General features: G+C 57.0%; 17 protein-coding genes. 6 read left to right on the top strand and 11 right to left on the bottom strand.

Features of this window, described 5'->3' with window-relative positions:
* Positions 1–2: 2 nt before the first annotated feature.
* The 6 genes from ACR0DG_RS15470 to ACR0DG_RS15445 all read right to left on the bottom strand — a co-directional run bounded on the left by ACR0DG_RS15470 (position 3) and on the right by ACR0DG_RS15445 (position 7,350).
* Positions 3–953 carry an ABC transporter permease gene (locus ACR0DG_RS15470; protein WP_480698379.1) on the bottom strand — a complete coding sequence of 317 codons (951 nt, stop codon included), beginning with the start codon at positions 951–953 and terminating at the stop codon, positions 3–5.
* The gene (locus ACR0DG_RS15465; RefSeq protein ID WP_480698381.1) at positions 950–1,927 is read right to left on the bottom strand and encodes an ABC transporter permease; all 978 of its coding nucleotides are present in this window, start codon (positions 1,925–1,927) and stop codon (positions 950–952) included. Before ACR0DG_RS15465 ends, ACR0DG_RS15470 begins: the two co-directional genes overlap by 4 nt.
* Before the next feature lie 48 nt (positions 1,928–1,975).
* On the bottom strand, positions 1,976–2,923 hold the full coding sequence (locus ACR0DG_RS15460) for a glutathione S-transferase family protein (RefSeq protein WP_480698383.1): 948 nt from the start codon (positions 2,921–2,923) through the stop codon (positions 1,976–1,978).
* Between the two features lie 4 nt (positions 2,924–2,927).
* A complete protein-coding gene (locus ACR0DG_RS15455) occupies positions 2,928–4,493 on the bottom strand; it encodes an ABC transporter substrate-binding protein (protein ID WP_480698385.1) in 1,566 nt (521 codons plus the stop codon).
* A gap of 126 nt (positions 4,494–4,619) precedes the next feature.
* Positions 4,620–6,200, bottom strand: a complete 1,581-nt coding sequence (locus ACR0DG_RS15450) for an ABC transporter substrate-binding protein (RefSeq protein WP_480698387.1) — start codon at positions 6,198–6,200, stop codon at positions 4,620–4,622.
* 178 nt (positions 6,201–6,378) lie between these two features.
* Positions 6,379–7,350, bottom strand: a complete 972-nt coding sequence (locus ACR0DG_RS15445; protein ID WP_480698389.1) for an alpha/beta hydrolase — start codon at positions 7,348–7,350, stop codon at positions 6,379–6,381.
* Between the two features lie 185 nt (positions 7,351–7,535).
* Here ACR0DG_RS15445 and ACR0DG_RS15440 point away from each other — a divergent pair, with 185 nt between their 5' ends.
* From ACR0DG_RS15440 to ACR0DG_RS15420, 5 genes are read left to right on the top strand one after another with little or no spacing between them, the layout of a single operon-like run.
* Positions 7,536–8,489: an alpha/beta fold hydrolase gene (locus ACR0DG_RS15440; RefSeq protein ID WP_480698391.1), complete on the top strand. Its 954-nt coding sequence runs from the start codon at positions 7,536–7,538 to the stop codon at positions 8,487–8,489.
* A complete protein-coding gene (locus ACR0DG_RS15435; protein WP_480698393.1) occupies positions 8,486–9,973 on the top strand; it encodes an FAD-binding oxidoreductase in 1,488 nt (495 codons plus the stop codon). The genes ACR0DG_RS15440 and ACR0DG_RS15435 overlap by 4 nt, the downstream gene beginning before the upstream one ends.
* On the top strand, positions 9,970–10,380 hold the full coding sequence (locus tag ACR0DG_RS15430) for a hypothetical protein (protein WP_480698395.1): 411 nt from the start codon (positions 9,970–9,972) through the stop codon (positions 10,378–10,380). The genes ACR0DG_RS15435 and ACR0DG_RS15430 overlap by 4 nt, the downstream gene beginning before the upstream one ends.
* On the top strand, positions 10,377–11,423 hold the full coding sequence (locus ACR0DG_RS15425) for a hypothetical protein (protein ID WP_480698397.1): 1,047 nt from the start codon (positions 10,377–10,379) through the stop codon (positions 11,421–11,423). The genes ACR0DG_RS15430 and ACR0DG_RS15425 overlap by 4 nt, the downstream gene beginning before the upstream one ends.
* Entirely contained in the window at positions 11,413–11,703 is a 291-nt protein-coding gene (locus ACR0DG_RS15420; RefSeq protein WP_480698398.1) for a hypothetical protein, read from the top strand. Before ACR0DG_RS15425 ends, ACR0DG_RS15420 begins: the two co-directional genes overlap by 11 nt.
* A 3-nt stretch (positions 11,704–11,706) precedes the next feature.
* Here the strand turns inward: ACR0DG_RS15420 and ACR0DG_RS15415 are convergent, their stop codons facing one another.
* From ACR0DG_RS15415 to ACR0DG_RS15395, 5 genes are read right to left on the bottom strand one after another with little or no spacing between them, the layout of a single operon-like run.
* A complete protein-coding gene (locus tag ACR0DG_RS15415) occupies positions 11,707–12,993 on the bottom strand; it encodes an amidohydrolase family protein (RefSeq protein ID WP_480698400.1) in 1,287 nt (428 codons plus the stop codon).
* Between the two features lie 2 nt (positions 12,994–12,995).
* Positions 12,996–13,937, bottom strand: coding sequence for an ABC transporter permease (locus ACR0DG_RS15410; RefSeq protein ID WP_480698500.1), 942 nt, complete (start codon positions 13,935–13,937; stop codon positions 12,996–12,998).
* Positions 13,937–15,007 (bottom strand): ABC transporter permease, encoded by a 1,071-nt coding sequence (locus tag ACR0DG_RS15405; protein ID WP_480698502.1) that lies wholly within the window; start codon positions 15,005–15,007, stop codon positions 13,937–13,939. The genes ACR0DG_RS15410 and ACR0DG_RS15405 overlap by 1 nt, the downstream gene beginning before the upstream one ends.
* The gene (locus tag ACR0DG_RS15400) at positions 15,007–16,524 is read right to left on the bottom strand and encodes an ABC transporter ATP-binding protein (RefSeq protein ID WP_480698402.1); all 1,518 of its coding nucleotides are present in this window, start codon (positions 16,522–16,524) and stop codon (positions 15,007–15,009) included. The genes ACR0DG_RS15405 and ACR0DG_RS15400 overlap by 1 nt, the downstream gene beginning before the upstream one ends.
* A 39-nt stretch (positions 16,525–16,563) precedes the next feature.
* A complete protein-coding gene (locus tag ACR0DG_RS15395) occupies positions 16,564–17,553 on the bottom strand; it encodes a BMP family protein (RefSeq protein WP_480698404.1) in 990 nt (329 codons plus the stop codon).
* Positions 17,554–17,846: 293 nt separating this feature from the next.
* On the opposite strand from ACR0DG_RS15395, the gene ACR0DG_RS15390 reads away from it, so the two are divergent.
* Positions 17,847–19,280, top strand: a complete 1,434-nt coding sequence (locus ACR0DG_RS15390) for a mannose-1-phosphate guanylyltransferase/mannose-6-phosphate isomerase (protein WP_480698406.1) — start codon at positions 17,847–17,849, stop codon at positions 19,278–19,280.
* Positions 19,281–19,305 lie beyond the last annotated feature (25 nt).

The raw sequence follows: 19,305 nt of genomic DNA, 5'->3' as shown, positions 1-19,305 counted from the left end.
AATCACCGCAGCTTGGGGTTCAGCGCATCGCGCAGCCAGTCGCCCAGCAGGTTCACAGACAGGGCCAGCGCCAGAAGGGTGCAGGCCGGGAAGAACAGGATCCACCACTCACCCGAGAACAGGAAGCCCTGCCCGATGCGGATCAGCGTGCCCAGCGACGGCTGGGTCGGGGGCGCGCCCACGCCAAGGAAGCTGAGCGTTGCCTCGGCAATGATGGCCAGCGCCAGCGAGATGGTGGCAATCACCAGAACCGGGCTGAGGACATTGGGCAGGATATGGCGGAACATGATCGGGAACGATCCGCGACCGATCAGGCGGGCGGCCTGAACGTATTCCTTGTTCTTTTCCACCAGCGCCGCGCCACGCACGACGCGGGCAAATTGCACCCAGTCCGACAGGGCAATCGCGACGATCAGCACATAGATCGCCATCGCATTGCGATATTCCGGCGGGGTCACGCCCTTGGCGATACCAAAGATCAGCATGGCCACCAGAATGGCCGGAAAGGTCAGCTGCACATCCGCAACCCGCATGATCACAGTCTCGATCCAGCCGCCGTAATAAGCCGCCATCAGGCCGAGGATCACGCCGATGATCATCGCCAGCACCACGGCCGAGACCCCGACGAACAGCGAAACCCGCAATCCATACAGGATGGTCGAGAACACATCGCGGCCCTGATCATCGGTGCCCAGAAAGAAGGTTTCCTGCGTGAAGGCGTTGGGCGTGCCGGGCGGCGTGAACCCGTTCATCAGGTTCAGCGAGGCCGGATCGAACGGGTTATACGGCGCAATCAGCGGCGCAAAGATCGCTGACAGCACCAGAATGACCACGACCAGCGTCGCGATGATCGCCACGGGAGAATGCCGGAAGGACCATGCAAAATCGCTGTCCCAGAACTTGGCAAACCGCGTCTTTTCGGGGGCTTTGGGTGTATCGAGAATATCGGTCATGTGGCCCTCGCGTCGACACGCAGGCGCGGGTCAATAGCATAGTAAAGAAGATCGACAATCAGGTTGATCGTCACGAACATGACCGAAATCAGCATCAGATAAGCGGCCATGACGGGAATATCGACAAACTGGATCGCGTTGATGAACAGCAGGCCAACACCCGGCCACTGGAACACCGTCTCGGTGATGATGGCAAAGGCGATGATTGATCCGAGCTGCAGGCCCGTGATGGTGATCACCGGCACCAGCGTGTTTTTCAGCGCATGGCGGAAATTGATCACCCGATCCGACAACCCGCGCGCACGGGCAAAACGGACATAGTCGGCGCGCATCACCTCAAGCATCTCGGATCGGACCAGCCGCATGATCAGCGTCATCTGATACAGACCCAGCGTGATCGCCGGCAGGATCAGCGCCTTTAGACCCGAGGCCGTCAGGAACCCCGTGGACCAATTGCCAATCATAGCGGTTTCGCCCCTCCCGAAGCTGGGCAGAAGGTCCAGTTCGACCGAGAAGATATAGATAAGTAAGATCCCGATCAGAAAGGTTGGCAGGGAAACCCCAATCAGCGAAACCGTCATGATCACATTCGCCGCGATCCCTTGTCTTCGGATCGCAGTAAAAACGCCCAGCGCAATACCCATAGTGATCGCCAGAAAACCGGACACGAAAGCCAGCTCTAACGTGGCAGGAGCGCGCTCTAACAGGATCGTCGAGACCGGCCGGCCCTGACGGAAGGAAACACCGAAATTCCCTTGCGCCGCGCCTTGCAGATACTTGAAATACTGCACCGGGAAAGGCTGATCCAACCCAAGCTCGGCGCGCAGCCTGTCAATATCGGCCTGTGTCCGTTCTTGCCCCAGCATGTTGTCGATCGGATCGCCGACAAAACGAAACATCGAAAACGCGACCAGACCCACGACCAGCAAAACGATCACGGATTGGAACATCCTTCGGACGATATATGCGAACATTCATTTTCCCCGTTGATTTCCGTGTCTACGCACGGGTCGGCCGAATGGTCAAGATGTCGCGGGACCCAGTGCCGCCCGGTCATGTGGCGCAAGCCAATCCACTTTTGGACCGAGTGGAACGATACCCAGAGGGTTGCGAAGCTCGGATGGAGAGAAATAGCCCGTCTTGTATATCTCGGGCTTCACGGTTTGCGCGATTTCAGGACGTGTGTACAGATCCCGCGCATATCCCCAAAGGTTTGGGTAGTCGATCAGCCGCTGCAGGTTGCAGCGGAACGCATAGTGATAGGCCACATCAAACCGTGCGAGTGTTGGAAAAAGACGCAAATCAGCTTCGGTCAGCTCATCGCCGCATAGATATCTGTTTGTCGCCAAATGCGCCTCGATCTCGTCCAACATGGCGAACACGTCGTGAAACCCAGCCTCATAGGCATCTTGCGTGCGTGCAAAGCCAGTACGGTAGACGCCATTGTTCAGGCGTGGATAGATTTTCTCATTCCAGTCGTCGATCTGCTCCAATTTATCCGCAGGTGCCAGATCAGGGCCATACCCGTCGAGCGTACCCAGCATTCGAACCAGATCGGCGGACTCATTCGACACCGCACGGTTTTCAACACGATCCCATAGCAACGGAACGGTGATCCGACCGGTATAGGCCGGGTCAACCTTGGCGTAGACCTGATGCAAAGCGGTGACGCCGAACAGGGGATCGGCATATTCACCCTCTGCGTCATAAACCCACCCATCCGGAGTTCGGCGCGGACGGGCATAGGACACGGTTATGATGTCATCCAACCCTTTGACTGCACGGGTCAACAGAACCCGATGCGCCCAAGGGCAATTCCATGCGGCATACAGGTGGAACCTGCCGGGCGAATAAGGTCCGTCCGGCAGATCATTGCGTATGGTAGACGCCTGCCGGCGGTAAGCACCGTCTAGGCTTGTCTCAGGGGCCGGGTCCTCTGGGTGATAGAGCCCATCAATCATGACACCCATCGGGTTAGTTCACCGTAACCCAGCGCAACAGAAAGAAATTGTCCGGGCGCTGCGTCAGATCAATATTGCTGCCAGTCCCCCAGACCAAGGGCTGCACGTACATCGGAATATAGACGTGGTCGTCCTGATATATCTGGGTGACCTCATCCAGCATGGCCTGACGCTTGGCTGCGTCCAGTTCCGACTGGATCATCGGCAGCAGCTCATCCACTCGCGCGTTCGAATAGCCACCAAAGTTCCAGCTACCCAGTTTTTTCTCTTCGTTCGGAGTAGCAACAAGGAACCGCACAGGGTGTTCCGCATCAAACGTACCCGGGCTCCAGCCTAACAGGTACATGTCGTAATTATCCTCGCGCAGCTCTGGCCAATAGTTACGAACCGGCATTGCATCCAGTTCGGCAGAAACTCCGATCTGCGCCAACATGCTGACAACCGCCTGGCAGACGGCCTCATCATTCAGATAGCGATCGTTGGGGCATTTCAGCCCGAATGAGAACCCGTCGGCATAGCCCGCTTCGGCCAGCAACGCCTTGGCGCCGTCGACATCAAAGGCAGGGCGGTCTGCGTGGGCAGCAGAATAGCCGCTCATGGCGGGGCTGACCAGTTGCGAGGCGGCCTCGGCATTGCCCCGCATGATCGTGGCCAGGATCGCGTCGACATTGACGGCCTGTGCCACCGCCTGACGGACCCGCGCATCGCGGAACGGGTTCGGCTTGCCCGCATCGTCGGTGTATTTCAGCGTCTCAGCCTCGTGGTCAAAGCCCAGCATGATCACGCGCGCCTCGATACCCTGAATAACATCCACATCCCCGTTTTCCTTCAGGCGCGCGACGTCCTGAATGGGCACGGGGTTGATCATGTCCACATCACCCGACAGCAGGGCCGCAACGGCAGTCGCTGGGTTCTGGATCGGGTTGAACTCGGCGCGGGTAATGTTGTGCTCAACCTTGTCCCACCAGCCTTGATGTGGCTCTAATACGGTCTTTAACCCCGGCTCGCGGGCAGCCACTTTGAAAGCGCCCGTACCATTGGCATTGATCGTGGCGTAATTGCCGGTCTCTTTGTCTGGCACAACGGCATCGTTGGCCTCGGCCCAACCTTGATCCATGATCATCCAGTTGGCGATCGAGGACGGGAACAACGGGTTTGGTGCTGTGGTCATGATATCAACGGTGTAGTCGTCGACGACGATCACCTCACTGACCGGCGCGAACCAGCTGCGGGTATCTGCGGCCTCGCCGGATGCACGCTGATAGCTGAACAGGACATCCTGTGCATCAAAGGTGCTACCATCATGGAACGTCACGCCCTCACGCAGCTTGAAACGCCACCCTTCGCCTTCGCCGATCGGCTCCCAACTGACGGCCAACGCGGGCTCGACGGTCATGTCTTTGTCACGGCGTACCAACCCCTCATAGACGTTGTTGAGAAAGCCCAGAACGGGGGCCGAGTTGACGGCGTGCGGATCCATGGTCTGAGGATCGGTAGTCGAGGCCCATTTGAACTCGGCCGCCTGAACACTGGTCGCAGCTAAAAAGGCCAGGCCAATGGCACTGTTTCTGAGGATCATCACAATGTCTCCCTGTTTCTGGGATCGAGTTTTCTTGGTTTTTCCTGCATGCGCAAGGAAATCTCAGGTCGAAACGAAAACAGGGCGCGAAATCCGCGCCCTGTCTGATTAAGCAATAGAACTGACTTAGTTCATGGTGAAGTATTTGACCTTCGGCTGGTCTTCGGCATCCACTTCGATGCCCACACCGTCAGCCATACCCCAGTTCAGAACCTGATGGTGGATGGGGATGTACAGCGCCTCGTCCTGCACCACCCGCCAGATGTCGGCGATGTCAGCGTTCCGCGCGTCCAGATCGGTGTTCGAGGCAAGCGACTTGATCTTGGCATCCAGCGCATCGTCCTGATATCCGGTTCCGTTCCACGTGCCGATATCGTCCTCGCGACCATGCACAAGGAAGTTGAAGATGTATTCCGAGTCATATGTCGGCACACCCCAACCCAGCATGTAGAAGTCGGTCTTGCTGTCGGTGATCAGCGGGAAGTGCTGCGCCTTGGGCTTGGCGTCCAGATTCACGGTCACGCCAATCTGACCCAGCATCCCGACAGCCGCCTGACAGATCGCCTCATCGTTGATGTAGCGGTCATTCGGGCAGTCCAGCCGCAGCGAGAAGCCATCGCCATAGCCTGCTTCGGCCATCAGCGCCTTGGCTTTTTCCAGATCGGTCGAGGATTCGCCGTCCATGTCAGCGGTCCAGCCGTTCACGAAGGGAGGTGCGATCATGCCCGCAGGCTGCGACTGGCCGCGCATTACGACCTGCTTGATCGCATCGCGGTTGATCGCCATCGACATCGCCTGACGCACACGCACATCGGCCAGAGGATTCTTGCCGTCCACGTTATCCGCTTCGATATCATCCGAGCCCTGGTTCATACCAAAGAAGATGACGCGGTTCTGCGGGGCCTGCTTGACCATCAGGCCATCTGCGCCGTTAACGCGGTCAATATCCTGCACCGGCATATCCTGCAGGAAGTTCACCTCACCCGACAGCATCGCCGCAACGCGGGTCGCCGCGTTCTGGATGGGTGTATAGATGATCTCGGTCACTTCCATCGGGAACTGGTCGATACCCCAATAGTTGTCGTTGCGCACCATCACGGTTTTGACGTCAGGCTCGCGACTTTGCAGAACATATGGGCCCGTGCCATTGGCATTGGTGGTGGCATAGGTGATCTCACCACCCTCAAAATCCTGCACATTGACGGTGTTGTTCGCCTCGGACCAGCCCTTATCCATGATGAACAGGTTGGTCAGGTTCGACGGCAGGATCGGGTTCGGGCCGTCGGTGACGATCTCGACGGTGTAGTCATCAACCGCGCGAACTTCGGTGATTGAGCCGATCAGCTCCTTCATGTCGGAATTCGGCTGCTTGGCGCGCTCAAAGCTGAACACCACGTCTTCGGCGTTGAAATCCGCGCTATCGTGGAATTTCACACCCTCGCGCAGCTTGAAAACCCAAACATTCGGATCATCGGCCTTGGGTCCCCACTCGGTCGCAAGCGCAGGTTCAAACGCGCCGGTCACGTCGCGGATGATCAGCGGCTCATACATCTGGTGCCGGATGGTGTGAGAAGGACCCTCGTTTTGCGAGTGCGGGTCCAGCGTCAGCGCGTCGCCCGCCCGCGCCCAGCGCAGGGTTTCAGCCGATGCGCCTGCAGCCATCAGCGCGGTCGCGCTGGCCGCGATCATCAGATTTCTTAAGATCATTACAAACTCCCCGTTTTTTGTTCACGCCGCCATTCACGACGGCTGACCGCTTTTCGCGGTCATGGTGCCCTGATCATCCAGATCATTTTGACAGTTGCAACACTAGAATGTGATGCAACTGAAATGATAAATCTGAAACTCTCATTTAAGCTTGATTAGACTCTAAGTAACCACCAGTTCAGCGTAAAATGATCGAGCGGCGATGTTCATCATCCGGGAAAACACGCCCAGACTTGACGCAACGGAATATGTGTTCAAACACCTTGCCTGCGTCTCCTCCCGGGGCCACTGGTCCAAAATAGTTGTGCCCGGTTGGCGTGTCATAGCGCGTATTTACGTCATCACAATCGACCTGAAATACATTGCGCGGGGTGCGATCGATGTTTTCGGGGCCTGTATGTCCAAGACGTCGCGATGCGACCTTGTTCTTGAGGTTTGCCGCTTTGCTGGCCCGCAACGCCAAATCATCGGAGGCAAAATACACCACAACATTGCGCGAGGCATGGCTGACCAAAACCCCGGGTTCATTTTCATGGACGGTTTCGTTCACCACATCAGCCGCGACCATGAACGTGTTGCGAAACAACAATGGCACGCCCGATGCCAGATCATAGCGGTCCCATTCCATCAATGTCTGCCGCAAGACGCGATTGCCCATCGAATGCGCAAGCAGGTTCATCCGTTTCAGGCACGGCGCAACATCGGGTTCATTGTCGTCGCTATTGCGCCACTCCAGGAACCGCTCAAGCACGCGGGCAAAGGAATACCCGCTTTGGTCCGCAGACTTCTGATCGTCCCAGTATTTCTGAACGATGCCGTGCTCATTATCGCTGGGCCAGATCAGAGGCAGCACCATCACCTCGCCCGGGTCGGCCTGATCGCAAAGGCGCTGCAACTCGGACGCTGTTCTAAAGACGTCCTCGGGCAAATTGTTGAAACCGTGCAAATACAACAATATCTGGCGGCAGTCACTGTCGCGCACACGGCGCAACAACTCTTTGCTTGTGATTTCTGTATGGTGCTCTCCCTCACCTTTTTCGCAATAAAACACGGAATTGGACGGCGCGTTATTGTCCAGATCAAACGTAAACCTGCGCCCTTTGCGGGTGCGGATACTCTGAGTTGGAAATCTGTTTGTTATGAAAAGCATGCAATGAACTCCGACAATAGTGTCTGATCAACGTGTCATGATAGTACCAACCGGCACACAGCCTGTCAGCTTGCGGAAATCACACGGTTCCAAATAGTCAGGTATTCCGCCGGTTGCATTCGTTCACCAAGCAATCAACTATTCCCAAGATGCGCGTGCTTTTAAGAGTTTGTTTTGCGGGCCTTATGCTCGTGTCGCTTGTGCTGATTGGCTTTCGGCTGGCCGCAGGCGCGCGTGAGTCTTTGGCCCTGGGTCAAGAGCTTCCGCCCGGCGGCCAACTGATAGAAACCGCGGATGGCGCTGTGTTTCTGCTGGAAAAAGGCCAATCTGATAATCAGGCGGTGTTATTTGCCCATGGGACGGCAGCCTGGTCTGCGCTTTGGCTTCCAACGCTTGAAGCTGTTGCTTTAGAGGGGTTCTATGCGCAGGCATTCGACATGCCACCCTTTGGCTGGTCCGAACACCCAGAAGGGGACTATAGCCGTGACCGGCAAAGCGATCGTGTGATTGCACTGCTTGAAGCGCTGAACAACCGGCCGATTGTCGTCGCACATTCTTTTGGCGCAGGTCCCGTGGCCGAGGCTGTCATGAAACGCCCCGATCTGGTGTCAGGATTGGTGATCGTCAGCGGTGCCATCGCGCTGGGACGACACGATCCGCCCAGTGAGGTCCCGTTTTACCTCGACAACCGGGCCTCTCGCCAATTCATCGCGTCGGCAACTATTTCGAACCCGCTGTTAACGCGGGCTTTCCTGCGCAGTTTTCTGCATGTGAAATCCGCAGCCTCTGTCGAAACTACGGAGTTGCTGCAAGAACCGATGCGCCGGGTCGGCTATACGCAAGCGGTCGCTGACTGGTTGCCCACCCTGTTGGTTCCCCCACAGACCGCCCTGAGCACACGTCCTGAAAACTGGCGCAGGCTTGAAGTTCCAATCGGTCTGATCTGGGGCGCTGAGGATACCGTGACCCCATTGGCCCAGGTACAAGATTTGCACAACCTGGTTCCTCAGGCTCATTTCCACGTTTTGAAGGACGTGGGTCACATACCGCAGATCGAAGACCCGGCATCATTTCAAGCCGTATTAGGGTCTATTCTTAAATCCATTTCTGATCCTTTATTGGATGAGGCAGAGTCATGAGAAATTTCACCAGAAGAGCCGCGCTCGTCGCGGCGGGCGGTTTGGCCGGTTGGGGCGTATCGCGCTGGTTGGGCCCGGACTTACCCGTATACGCCGGTACGAGCCGGACATTTGCGCCGCAGGACCCGATGGTCATGAATGACGCCAGCGGTCTGTCACCGACCCCGGTCCACAAGCATCTGGTCATGTCCGAGGATGCCGGTGAAGCCCTGATCGCGGCCATCAGACGCGAATTGGCGCAAGCAAGCGCCGAAGGGCGGCCGCTCAATGTTGGCGCCGCGCGGCATTCGATGGGGGGTCAGGCTATTCCCCGCGACGGAACGGCGATCACCTTTGACAACGGCTGGGTAGAAATTGACAGCGCCGCCCAAACGTATTCGACGCATGCCGGCGCGCGCTGGTCTCAGGTCATAGCGGCGCTGGACCCAGTCGGGTGGTCGCCTAAGGTGATGCAATCGAACCACGACTTCGGCGTTGCCGCCACATATTCGGTTAACGCCCATGGCTGGCCCGTTCCCTTTGGGCCGATGGGGGCCACGATACGCTCATTGCGAATGGTTTTACCGTCGGGCGATCTTGTGACCTGCTCACCGACCGAGAACGCGGACTTGTTCAATCTGGGAATGGGCGGGTACGGGTTGATCGGTGTCATCGTGGACCTTGAGGTCGAGATGGTTCCCAACACCCGCCTCACACCGTCCTTTGACGTTATGGAAGCCAGCGCATTTGCTTCTGCCTTTCGCAAAGCGGTCGATGACCCGGCTGTCACGATGGCCTATGGCAGGCTGAATGTCGAAAGGGCGTCTTTCTTCGAAGACGCTTTGCTGATCACCTATCGCGAAACGGTTGATCAGTCTGAACTGCCAGCCGCGTCAGGCTCGGGCTGGATGTCACATGCTGCCAGCCGCCTGTACCGTGCGCAGCTCGGAAGTGAGGCATTCAAATCCTTCCGCTGGTGGAATGAAACAATACTTGGCCCCGCCCTCGGGGGTGGCGACGCAACCCGGAACTCATTGATCAATGAACCCGTCATCACGCTGGACGATCGCAACCCAGACCGGACCGACATATTGCATGAGTATTTCGTGGGGTTTGACGCCTTCGATGATTTTCTTATCGCCTGCCGTGAGGTGATCCCCGCCTCGTATCAGGAGTTTCTGAACGTTACGCTTCGATACGTGGCGCAAGACGATCAGGCGGTTTTATCCTTTGCGTCTGAACCCAGGATCGCCGCCGTCATGTCCTTTAGCCAGGAAATGACCCAACGTGGCGAAGCAGACATGGCCCGTATGACACAGGCACTTATCGACAAAATTGTTGAAATTGGCGGGGCCTATTATCTGCCCTACCGTCCACACGCGCGGCTGGATCAATTGACGGCGGCCTATCCACGTGCTGCAGAATTCGCGCAGGCCAAACGCAGCCTGGACCCGCAGCTTGTTCTTAGAAATAACCTTTGGGACAGTTATCTGGGGCTTTTATGACCAACCTTCAAAACCTTTGCATCATCTATTTCTTCGTGCTGATGATCGCTGCTTTGTTGAATTACATCCCCGGCGTAACCGACGAGGACGGGCTGGCTTTTGGGATTTTCGCGCTGGACCTCTATGACGATGCCTTGCACGTTGCGTCGGCCTTTTGGGCCTTGATCGCGGGGTTATGGTCACACAAGGCCGCCCGCATCTTTCTGATCCTTTTCGGCCTGGCCTATCTTGGCGATGGGGTGTTCGGGTTCTATACCGGCTACGGGTATCTGGACCTTGGGATATTCACCAACCCCTCTGCCGGTATCGACCTGTCGCTGGGGCGTTTTCTGGCAAATCTTCCTCATCTGGCGCTTGGCGGGCTGGCCGCCTGGGCTGGTCTGCGGGACGCGAGGCGCACAGCATGAGGTTTCTGTTGCGCTGGATGCGGCGGATCGTGTTTCTGCTGCTGGTCGTGGTCATCGGATTGGCCGCCCCAATTGTGTATGTTGAAACCAGTTGCAAGGGCCCCGCGCAACCGCAAACCTATGCTGCCTTGCTGCCCACGGAACATCACCGCCCCGAAACCCGCACATTGATGACCTATCCCGAGTGGCACATCGTTCACGCATACGCAGATTATGCCGAGGTGCTGGATCAGGGCGATCCCCACGACTACGGTTTTTGGCGCGGTATCACCGGATTCTGGAGCTCTCTCTGCGCCCTGACGGAAAACGCCTCAGCCCATGGTGAGATTGATGGCGCGACGAAACAGATGGTTTACGTCATCGGCGCGAGTTTTACCGCGGAATTGGCGATGAAAGCCGCTTATGAAGAAACGATTGGCCGCCTATTTACGGCGCTTCGAGGGCCAGAAAAAGCAACATTAGACACTGTTTCGGCGCAGCAGGCTGCCGCCTATGCCGAGTTCCTGCAACAGGTCCCCTGGTATAAATGGCCTTTTGCGCAAGATGCGCAGGACCTGCTGGAACAGTCCACCGGCTCGTTGCGCGACAGCGAACGCGCTATTGCGCTGGGGTTGGAATACACCGCCAAGGACGCTTATGCCGGTGTGATTGAACAAGCCGTGGAACAGGTTGGACCGGACGAGCTGACGCTGCGCATGATTGCAACCGGCGCCGAGGATTTTTCGACATACCCTGACGTTCAGGTCATTGGCACCCGACCCGAAGGCACCGAGATCGAAACCCCTCGTTATCGCGAACTGACCAATCTTTTGACCGAAATGGCGCGCAACGGTGTGGATATCATCGAGATCGCCGGAAATGACGATATCATGTTCACCGCTTTGTCTTCGCGACCGTCCGAGCCCGGAGCCGTTTTCAGCGCGCCTCGACAGGGTTTTGACGACTATCGCCATCTGATCGTCGTCAAGGTTGCCGATCTGGCCGACCAGCTACGGCAGACCGAGAGATCAGGTCTGACCCTAGAACATATCCATGACTATTAGGTCCATCCTGATCGCCCTGCCATTACTGGTATTGGGCTGGTTATCGACCCTGGTGGTGGTTGCGTTGCTGACGGATGAGGCCCCCGCCTACGTGGTTCTTCTGCCTCAGGAAAGACTGTTGGATGCGTTGTCGGATGATACTGCGATCCTCGCGGCCTCAAGGCTCAGCGTGACGGTTGCCTCGGACATGCCGGGCTTTGCCAAATCCCTGTACGCCAATGGCGCGCGTTTGGTACTGCCCGCAGGCTTGCCCGGCTGCTTGCCCTTACCCAAGGCCTAGCAATCATCCCTCAAACGGGACACGCGACTCGTCCAGTGTTTTTTGGCTCGATGGTAGGTTCAGTTCGTGGGTTACCGGAGCTGAACGAGAAATTACCCGGCCCTTGCGTACAACCGCCAAACGATGGGCTCGCAGGCGGATCGCTTCGATCGGGTCGGCGGCTTGCAGCAATACGAAATTCGCATCGCACCCTTTGGCCACGCCATATCCCTGCAAACCCATGATCCGGGCCGAGTTCCGGGTCACCGCATCAAAACACCAGGCCATGTCCGCGCGGCTAGAGAGTTGCCCCACATGTAACCCCATGAAGGCCACATCCAGCATGTCGGCTTTACCCAGCGAATACCAAGGGTCCATCATACAATCAGAACCGAAACCGACGGTGATCCCGGCATCGCGCAGCTCACGCACACGGGTCTGGCCGCGGCGTTTGGGATAGGTGTCATGCCGCCCCTGCAACATAATGTTGATCAACGGGTTCGGGATCGCATGAACACCGGATTCGACCATCAGCGGGATCAGCTTCGAGACATAGTAGTTGTCCATCGAATGCATCGAGGTCAGATGCGAACCCGTAACTCTTCCATTCAACCCCAATCGCTGCGTTTCATAGGCCAGTGTTTCAATATGACGGCTCAGCGGGTCATCGCTTTCGTCGCAATGCATATCAACCATCAGACCCCGATCAGCCGCCAGCTGACACAGAATCCGAACGGACTCCGCCCCGTCCGCCATGGTCCGTTCGAAATGCGGAATACCTCCGACCACGTCTACGCCCATATCCAGCGCACGGATCGTGTTCTGCATGGCGCTTGGGCTGCGCAATACACCGTCTTGCGGGAAAGCGACCAGCTGCAGGTCAAGATAGTCCTTAACTTGCTCGCGCACCTGCAACAGCGCCTGCACGCCCTTCAATTCGTCATCGCAGGTGTCCACATGACTGCGGATCGCACCAATCCCCTTGGACACCGCCAGTTCGCAATAGCGCAAAGCGCGGGCAACGATGTCATCAACGGACTGGATCGGTTTAAGCTCGCCCCACAAAGCAATACCCTCAAGCAACGTGCCCGAGACATTCATGCGAGGATTCCCCAATGATAAAGTCGCATCCATGTGGAAATGCGGATCGACAAAGGGTGCAGACACCAATTGACCCGCAGCGTCGATGATCTCGGCGGCCTCGGCGGTAATGCCGGCCTCAACCGCAGTGATTTTGCCATCCTGACAGGCGATATCCATTCCGGTTTGACCATCGGTCAGGGTGGCGTTTTTGATAAGCAGATCGACCATAATCAACGTTGACCTTTGAACCAAGGGGTGAGCAATGCCCGCGGATAATCCGCCGAGCGCGCGGCGATCACAAGGGCGATGATGGACAGGACATATGGCACCATCAGAAACACCTGTCCGGGCACCAAGGCGCCAACCTCGGTCTGTAGACGAACTTGCAACGCGTCAAAGGCGCCGAATAGCAACGCGCCCAAAAGGGCTTTGCCCGGTCGCCAGCTTGCAAAAATCACCAGTGCGATACAAACCCATCCGCGTCCGTTGACCATGCCAAAAAAGAAAGCGTCAAAGGCGCTCATGGTCAGGAACGCGCCGCCCAATGCCATAAGCGCGGATCCGACCACAATGGCCCCGATGCGCAAACCATATACGGACAAACCTTGCGCATCCACGCTGTCCGGGTTGTCGCCCACGGCCTTGATCGCCACGCCCAGCGCCGTGCGGTTCAGCACATACCAAACCATCGCAACCAGTACCAAAGCCAGCCACGTCAGCGCTGTTTGCTGAAACAGAACAGAGCCTAAAAAGGGCAAATCAGACAAAATGGGCAGGTCCAAGGGCTGAAATGGTTCGATCCTTGGTGGCGAAGATACATTCGGCAACGCCGTACGGTAGGTATAGTAACTGACCGATGTCGCAAACAGCGTGATCCCTAATCCAGAGACATGCTGGGACAGCCCCAAAGGCACCGTGAGGATCGCATGAAGAAGGCCGAAGAACGCACCGGCTAAGGCCGCCACGAGAACACCGCCCCAAAGTCCTGCGCCCAACCAGACGGCCATCCAGCCACACATTGCACCGACGACAAAGATACCTTCGATCCCAAGGTTCAGAACGCCAGCCCTTTCGCAGATCAGCGCGCCCAGAACGCCAAAGATCAACGGTGTCGCGATGCGCAAGGAAGCGGCCCAAAAGCTTTCAGACAGCAGGATGTTGAGGATATCCATCATGACGCGGTCCTCGTCGCGCTGGCCCTTACGATCCGGTATCGCGCGACGAACCCTCCGACGAGGACGCAGAGAAGCGACATCGAAACAACCAGATCCGCAAGGAAGGACGACACGCCCATGGCGCGGCTCATGCTGTCGGCACCGACAAAAACGGATGCAATGAAAAGGGCCGCAATCACCACACCCATCGGTGACAGCCCTGCCAACATCGCCACAACGATGCCGGTATAGCCAAACCCCGGCGACAGATCTGCGGTCAGGTACCCTTTGAGGCCGGCAACCTCACTCACACCTGCCAAACCGGCCAGACCACCCGACAGGATGGCCACGCCGAACAAAGATCTGTTCACGTTGATACCAGCATGTCGCGCGGCGGCAGCGTTTTCGCCCACGGCCCGCAAACGGAACCCCCAAACGGATCGCGCCAGCATAAATTGCGCCAACCCAGCCAGTATTAGAGCCAAAATTAGCCCTGAATGCACACGCATCCGATCCATCAGCGGAGGTAGCATGCCCTGATCCAAAACCGGCTCGGACTGCGGCCATCCCAAACTCAGCGGGTCTTGCAATGGCCCTTCAAGCATCATCTGCACAAAGATCAGGATGATGAAGTTCAAAAGCAGCGTCGTGACCACCTCATCCGCGCCAAACCGGGTTTTCAGATAGGTCGGCGCGACCATCCCGGCCGCTCCGGCCGCGGCACCGGTCAGGATAATCAGCGGGACCAGAAGAATGCCCGAGATATCAAACAGCCCCGAGCCGACCGCCACAGCGGCCATTGCGCCCAAATACAGCTGACCTTCGGCCCCGATGTTCCATAACTTCGCGCGAAAGGCCAAAGCCGCGGCCAGTCCGGTGAATATCAGCGGTGTGGCGCGGGTCAGAACTTCGGAAAACGCAAAGACCGATCCGAACACGCCGCGGAACATCTCGGCATAGGCGGTGATCGGGTGAGCGCCTGCCGCCAACAATGGGATCGCAGCAAGACCCAACGCAATCACCGCGGATAAGATCGGCACGCCCAAGGTAAAGGCCCGCGATTGCGTTTGACGTGGTTCGATGCGGATCATGCGGGTTCTCCTGCCATCATCAGCCCGATTTGTTCACGGTCGCGGCCCGGCGCTTCGTGCAGCTCTCCGTCGCGAATAACGAATATCCTGTCTGCCAAGCTTAGTAATTCATCCAGATCTTCTGAGATCAGAACCACGCCTGCACCGCGCGCCCGCGCGTTCAACAGGCGCTTGCCGACGTCAGCCGCTGCGCCCATGTCCAAGCCACGCGTCGGCTGGTTGGCCAGAATAAGACGTGGGGCACGGTCGAAAACCCGCGCCAGTATAAGCTTTTGTATGTTCCCGCCGGACAGCAACCTTGCCGGCGCATCGACGCCGGGTCCGCGTACATCATACGCTTTGGCCAGACGCTCAGCATTGTCCTGAATGTCTTCGCGTCTTAACAAACCGAACGTCTGGACCTCTGGATCGCGTAACCGTTCGATAACCATGTTTTCAGATACGCTCATCGCGCCCACGATACCTTCATGGTGGCGATCTTCCGGAATGCGGCCAACCCCGGCATCCACCATCCTGGCCGGGGTCGGGGACGTTATTTTTACGCCATCAACCTTAATTAGACCCTTTTCAAGCCGCGCGAGCCCCGCAATTGCATTAGCCAACCCTTTTTGACCGTTCCCCGAAACCCCGGCGATTCCCAGGATTTCATATGCGTGCACCGTCAGGTTCACATCGGTCAGCGTATCGCGATTGGACCGACCCGCGACCGAGACATCGGACAGTGTCAGAATTGGCTCGCCCGGTGTCAGTTCCGACCCTGCCAACTGGGGCGTTTCGGCACCAACCATCATGCGGGCAATTGATTTCTCGTCTGCATCTGCCGTCGCCATTTCCCCCACTTTTTGTCCGTGGCGCAAAACGGCGATACGGTCCGAGAATGCCAGAACCTCGCGCAGTTTATGGCTGATGAATATGACGGACAGTCCTTCGCGCGTCATGTTCCGGATGTTTTCAAAAAGCGTGTCGGCCTCTTGCGGCGTCAGAACCGCGGTCGGTTCGTCAAGGACCAAAATGCGAGCATCCCTGTAAAGCGCCTTGAGGATCTCGACGCGTTGACGCTCGCCCACTGAAAGGCGCCCAACCGGAGTGTCCAGCGGGGCGGTCAGGCCGCTTTGGGCCATGATCGCCTCAATCTTGCGACGCGCTTCGCCACGCTTGCGGCGCAGCGCGAACAGAGGTTCGGCCCCAAGCGTGATGTTGTCTAGGGCCGAGATATTCTCGGCCAATGTGAAATGCTGGTGCACCATTCCTACGCCCGAGGCCAGCGCCACCTGTGGATGGCCCAGCGGTAGTGGGTGCATCAACCCTGCTTCATCAGCGACTTCTATAGACCCTGAATCGGGTAAATAATGCCCAAACAGCATATTCATCAGCGTGGTCTTGCCCGCGCCGTTTTCGCCCAGCAGCGCAAGAACCTCACCCTTTTTGAGGATGAGGCTGACATTGTCATTAGCGATGACCGGACCGAATTGTTTGCTCAGCCCGTTGAGTTTCAGAACCGTGGAATCTGTCATTGGGAAAACGAGCCGGTGTGCAGACCGGCCCGGGAATGATTACTGGTCTGAAACCGGACGATCGTCGTTCACATTGACCCGGAACAGGCCATCAAGGATCTCGGTCTGCCGCGCATTCACGGCTTCGACAACTTCGGCGGGGACCAGTTCTTCGTCCAAAACCATCGAGCCGCCGCCATAGCCCATAAAGCTGTACTGACCATAATCTGCAGCCTCGAACGATCCGTTCGCCACATTGGCGACGGCCTTGTCGATGGTCGGCTCCATATGCCACAGGGCCGACGCCATTATCGTTCCCGGATAATCGCCTGACGTGTCGATCACATTGCCCACGGCCTTGACCCCGCGCTCTACCGCGGCGTCTGACACACCAAAGCGTTCGGCATACATGACGTCAGCACCCGCATCCATCATCGCGATAGCGCTTTCCTTGGCTTTTGGCGGGTCGTACCAGCTGTCGATAAAGGTCACGAGGAATTTGACATCAGGGTTAACCTCACGTGCCCCGTCCATGAAGGCATTCATCAGGCGGTTTACCTCGGGGATCGCATATCCGCCAACCATTCCGATGACATTCGATTCTGTCGCGGCCCCGGCGACCATGCCGGTCAGATAAGACGGCTCGTGGATCCAGTTATCAAAGACCGAGAAATTTGGCCCGACCGGCCCAAACGACGACCCCATAAGAAAGGCGGTGTCCGGGTAATCTTTGGCCACCTTACGCGCCGCGCGCTCCAGGCCGAACACCTCGCCCACAATCAGTTGCGATCCCTGTTCTGCATATTCGCGCATCACGCGTTCATAATCTGTATTGGCCACATTTTCCGAGAATACATATTCGATATCCCCGCGTTCGGCCGCGGCATTCAGTGCTTTGTGGATACGGCTGATCCACTGTTGTTCAACCGGCAGCGTATAGATTGCTGCGACTTTTACGGTTTCTGCTGCCGCAAGCCCTGCTGAATACAACGTTGAAGCCGCTGCAACAGCGGCCAACAACACGCGTCGGGAAAATTTTTGATTGGCCATGACACCCTCCTGTTTTGGGTGATGCGAACATTATTTTACTGTTCAGTCAATTTTTTACTCGGCTTACTTGATCATCCGCCAGTTTTTCACAGCGGTTCCGAGTAAATACCAGGCGTCCTCGAATAGATAAGACATGCGAAAACGCAGCTTTATGTTGAAAAATTCAATGAAGAAAGCGAGCATGTATTGGCACAGTTCTCGAATAATTCCTTGTCATTCAAACCCTCAGCTTGTCAAAGGAAAGGGCATTCACTAGGACCAATAGAACCTAGATTTTACCGAATGGATTCATCATGCGGATTACTCCTGTTCTTCTTTGCGGCGGTTCCGGAACTCGTTTGTGGCCTTTGTCGCGGAAAAGTTACCCTAAACAGTTCGCTTCCCTCGTGGGCGACAATACTCTGTTCCAAACCTCGGCTTTGCGTGTGACCGCTGAAACTCCGTCATTAAGTTTTGCGGCTCCAATGGTTCTGACCAACGCGGATTTCCGTTTTATAGTCACGGAACAACTGCAGGCAGTGGGAATTGATCCGGGACCAATACTGATCGAACCAGAAGGCCGCAACACCGCGCCTGCGGTATTGGCCGCAGCCCTGCGTGCAAGCGAAGAGGACAAAAACGCTGTTTTGTTGGTCGCGCCTTCTGACCATGTCGTTCCTGATGTTAACGCCTTTCATGCAGCGATCATTCGCGGACTGGATGCTGTCGCGAGAAGGCAGCTAGTCACCTTTGGGATTACACCCACCCATGCGGAAACAGCCTATGGTTATCTTGAGCTGGCCGAAAAGCCCGACAATGGTGGCGCGACCGTTCCGCTAAAACAGTTTATAGAAAAACCTGATGTTGAGCGTGCAGCAGAAATGCTGGCAGCCGGTAATTTCAAATGGAATGCAGGTATATTCCTGTTCCGGGCCGTCGACATCATTGCCGCCTTCCGTGCCCATGCGCCCGAATTGCTGGAACCCGTCCAGCGCGCGCTGGACGATGCAAAGCCTGACCTTGGGTTCTTGCGACTAGCCCCCGAGCCTTGGGCGGGTGCCCAAGATATCTCGATCGACTATGCGGTGATGGAAAAGGCTGAAAACCTGTCGGTCGTACCTTTTGACGCGGCGTGGTCAGACTTGGGCGGCTGGGATGCCGTCTGGCGCGAGAGTGGCCCTGATGCAGACGGCGTCGTGACAAGCGGTGATGCAACCGCAATTGATTGTCAGGACACATTACTGCGCTCGGACAGCGAGCGCCTTGAGGTTGTCGGGATAGGCCTGAACAATATCATGGCTGTCGCGATGAATGACGCGGTATTGGTTGCCGATAAGTCGCGCGCGCAAGACGTCAAAAAGGCCGTTGCCGCGCTGAAGGAAAAAGGGGCTGATCAGGCCACCCAATTCCCCAAGGACCATCGCCCGTGGGGATGGTTCGAAAGCCTCGTGGTCGGTGATCGGTTTCAGGTGAAACGCATTCAAGTGCACCCTGGCGCGGCCCTGTCTCTGCAAAGCCACGTCCACAGGTCCGAACATTGGATCGTGGTAGAAGGCACCGCGAAAGTGACAATAGATGGACAAGAGACACTGGTAACCGAGAACCAGAGCGTCTACATCCCACTGGGCGCAGTCCACCGGATGGAAAACCCAGGCAAGGTGCCAATGGTCCTGATCGAAGTTCAAACGGGCGCGTATGTCGGAGAAGACGATATCATCCGGTACGAGGATGTCTATGCGCGCGACTAACACCTCCTTCATCGGCACAGGCCGG

This window comes from Ruegeria sp. BG8 (assembly GCF_056538325.1).
Note: the sequence above shows the minus strand (reverse complement) of the source record. Positions and strands in the feature narration are given on the sequence as shown.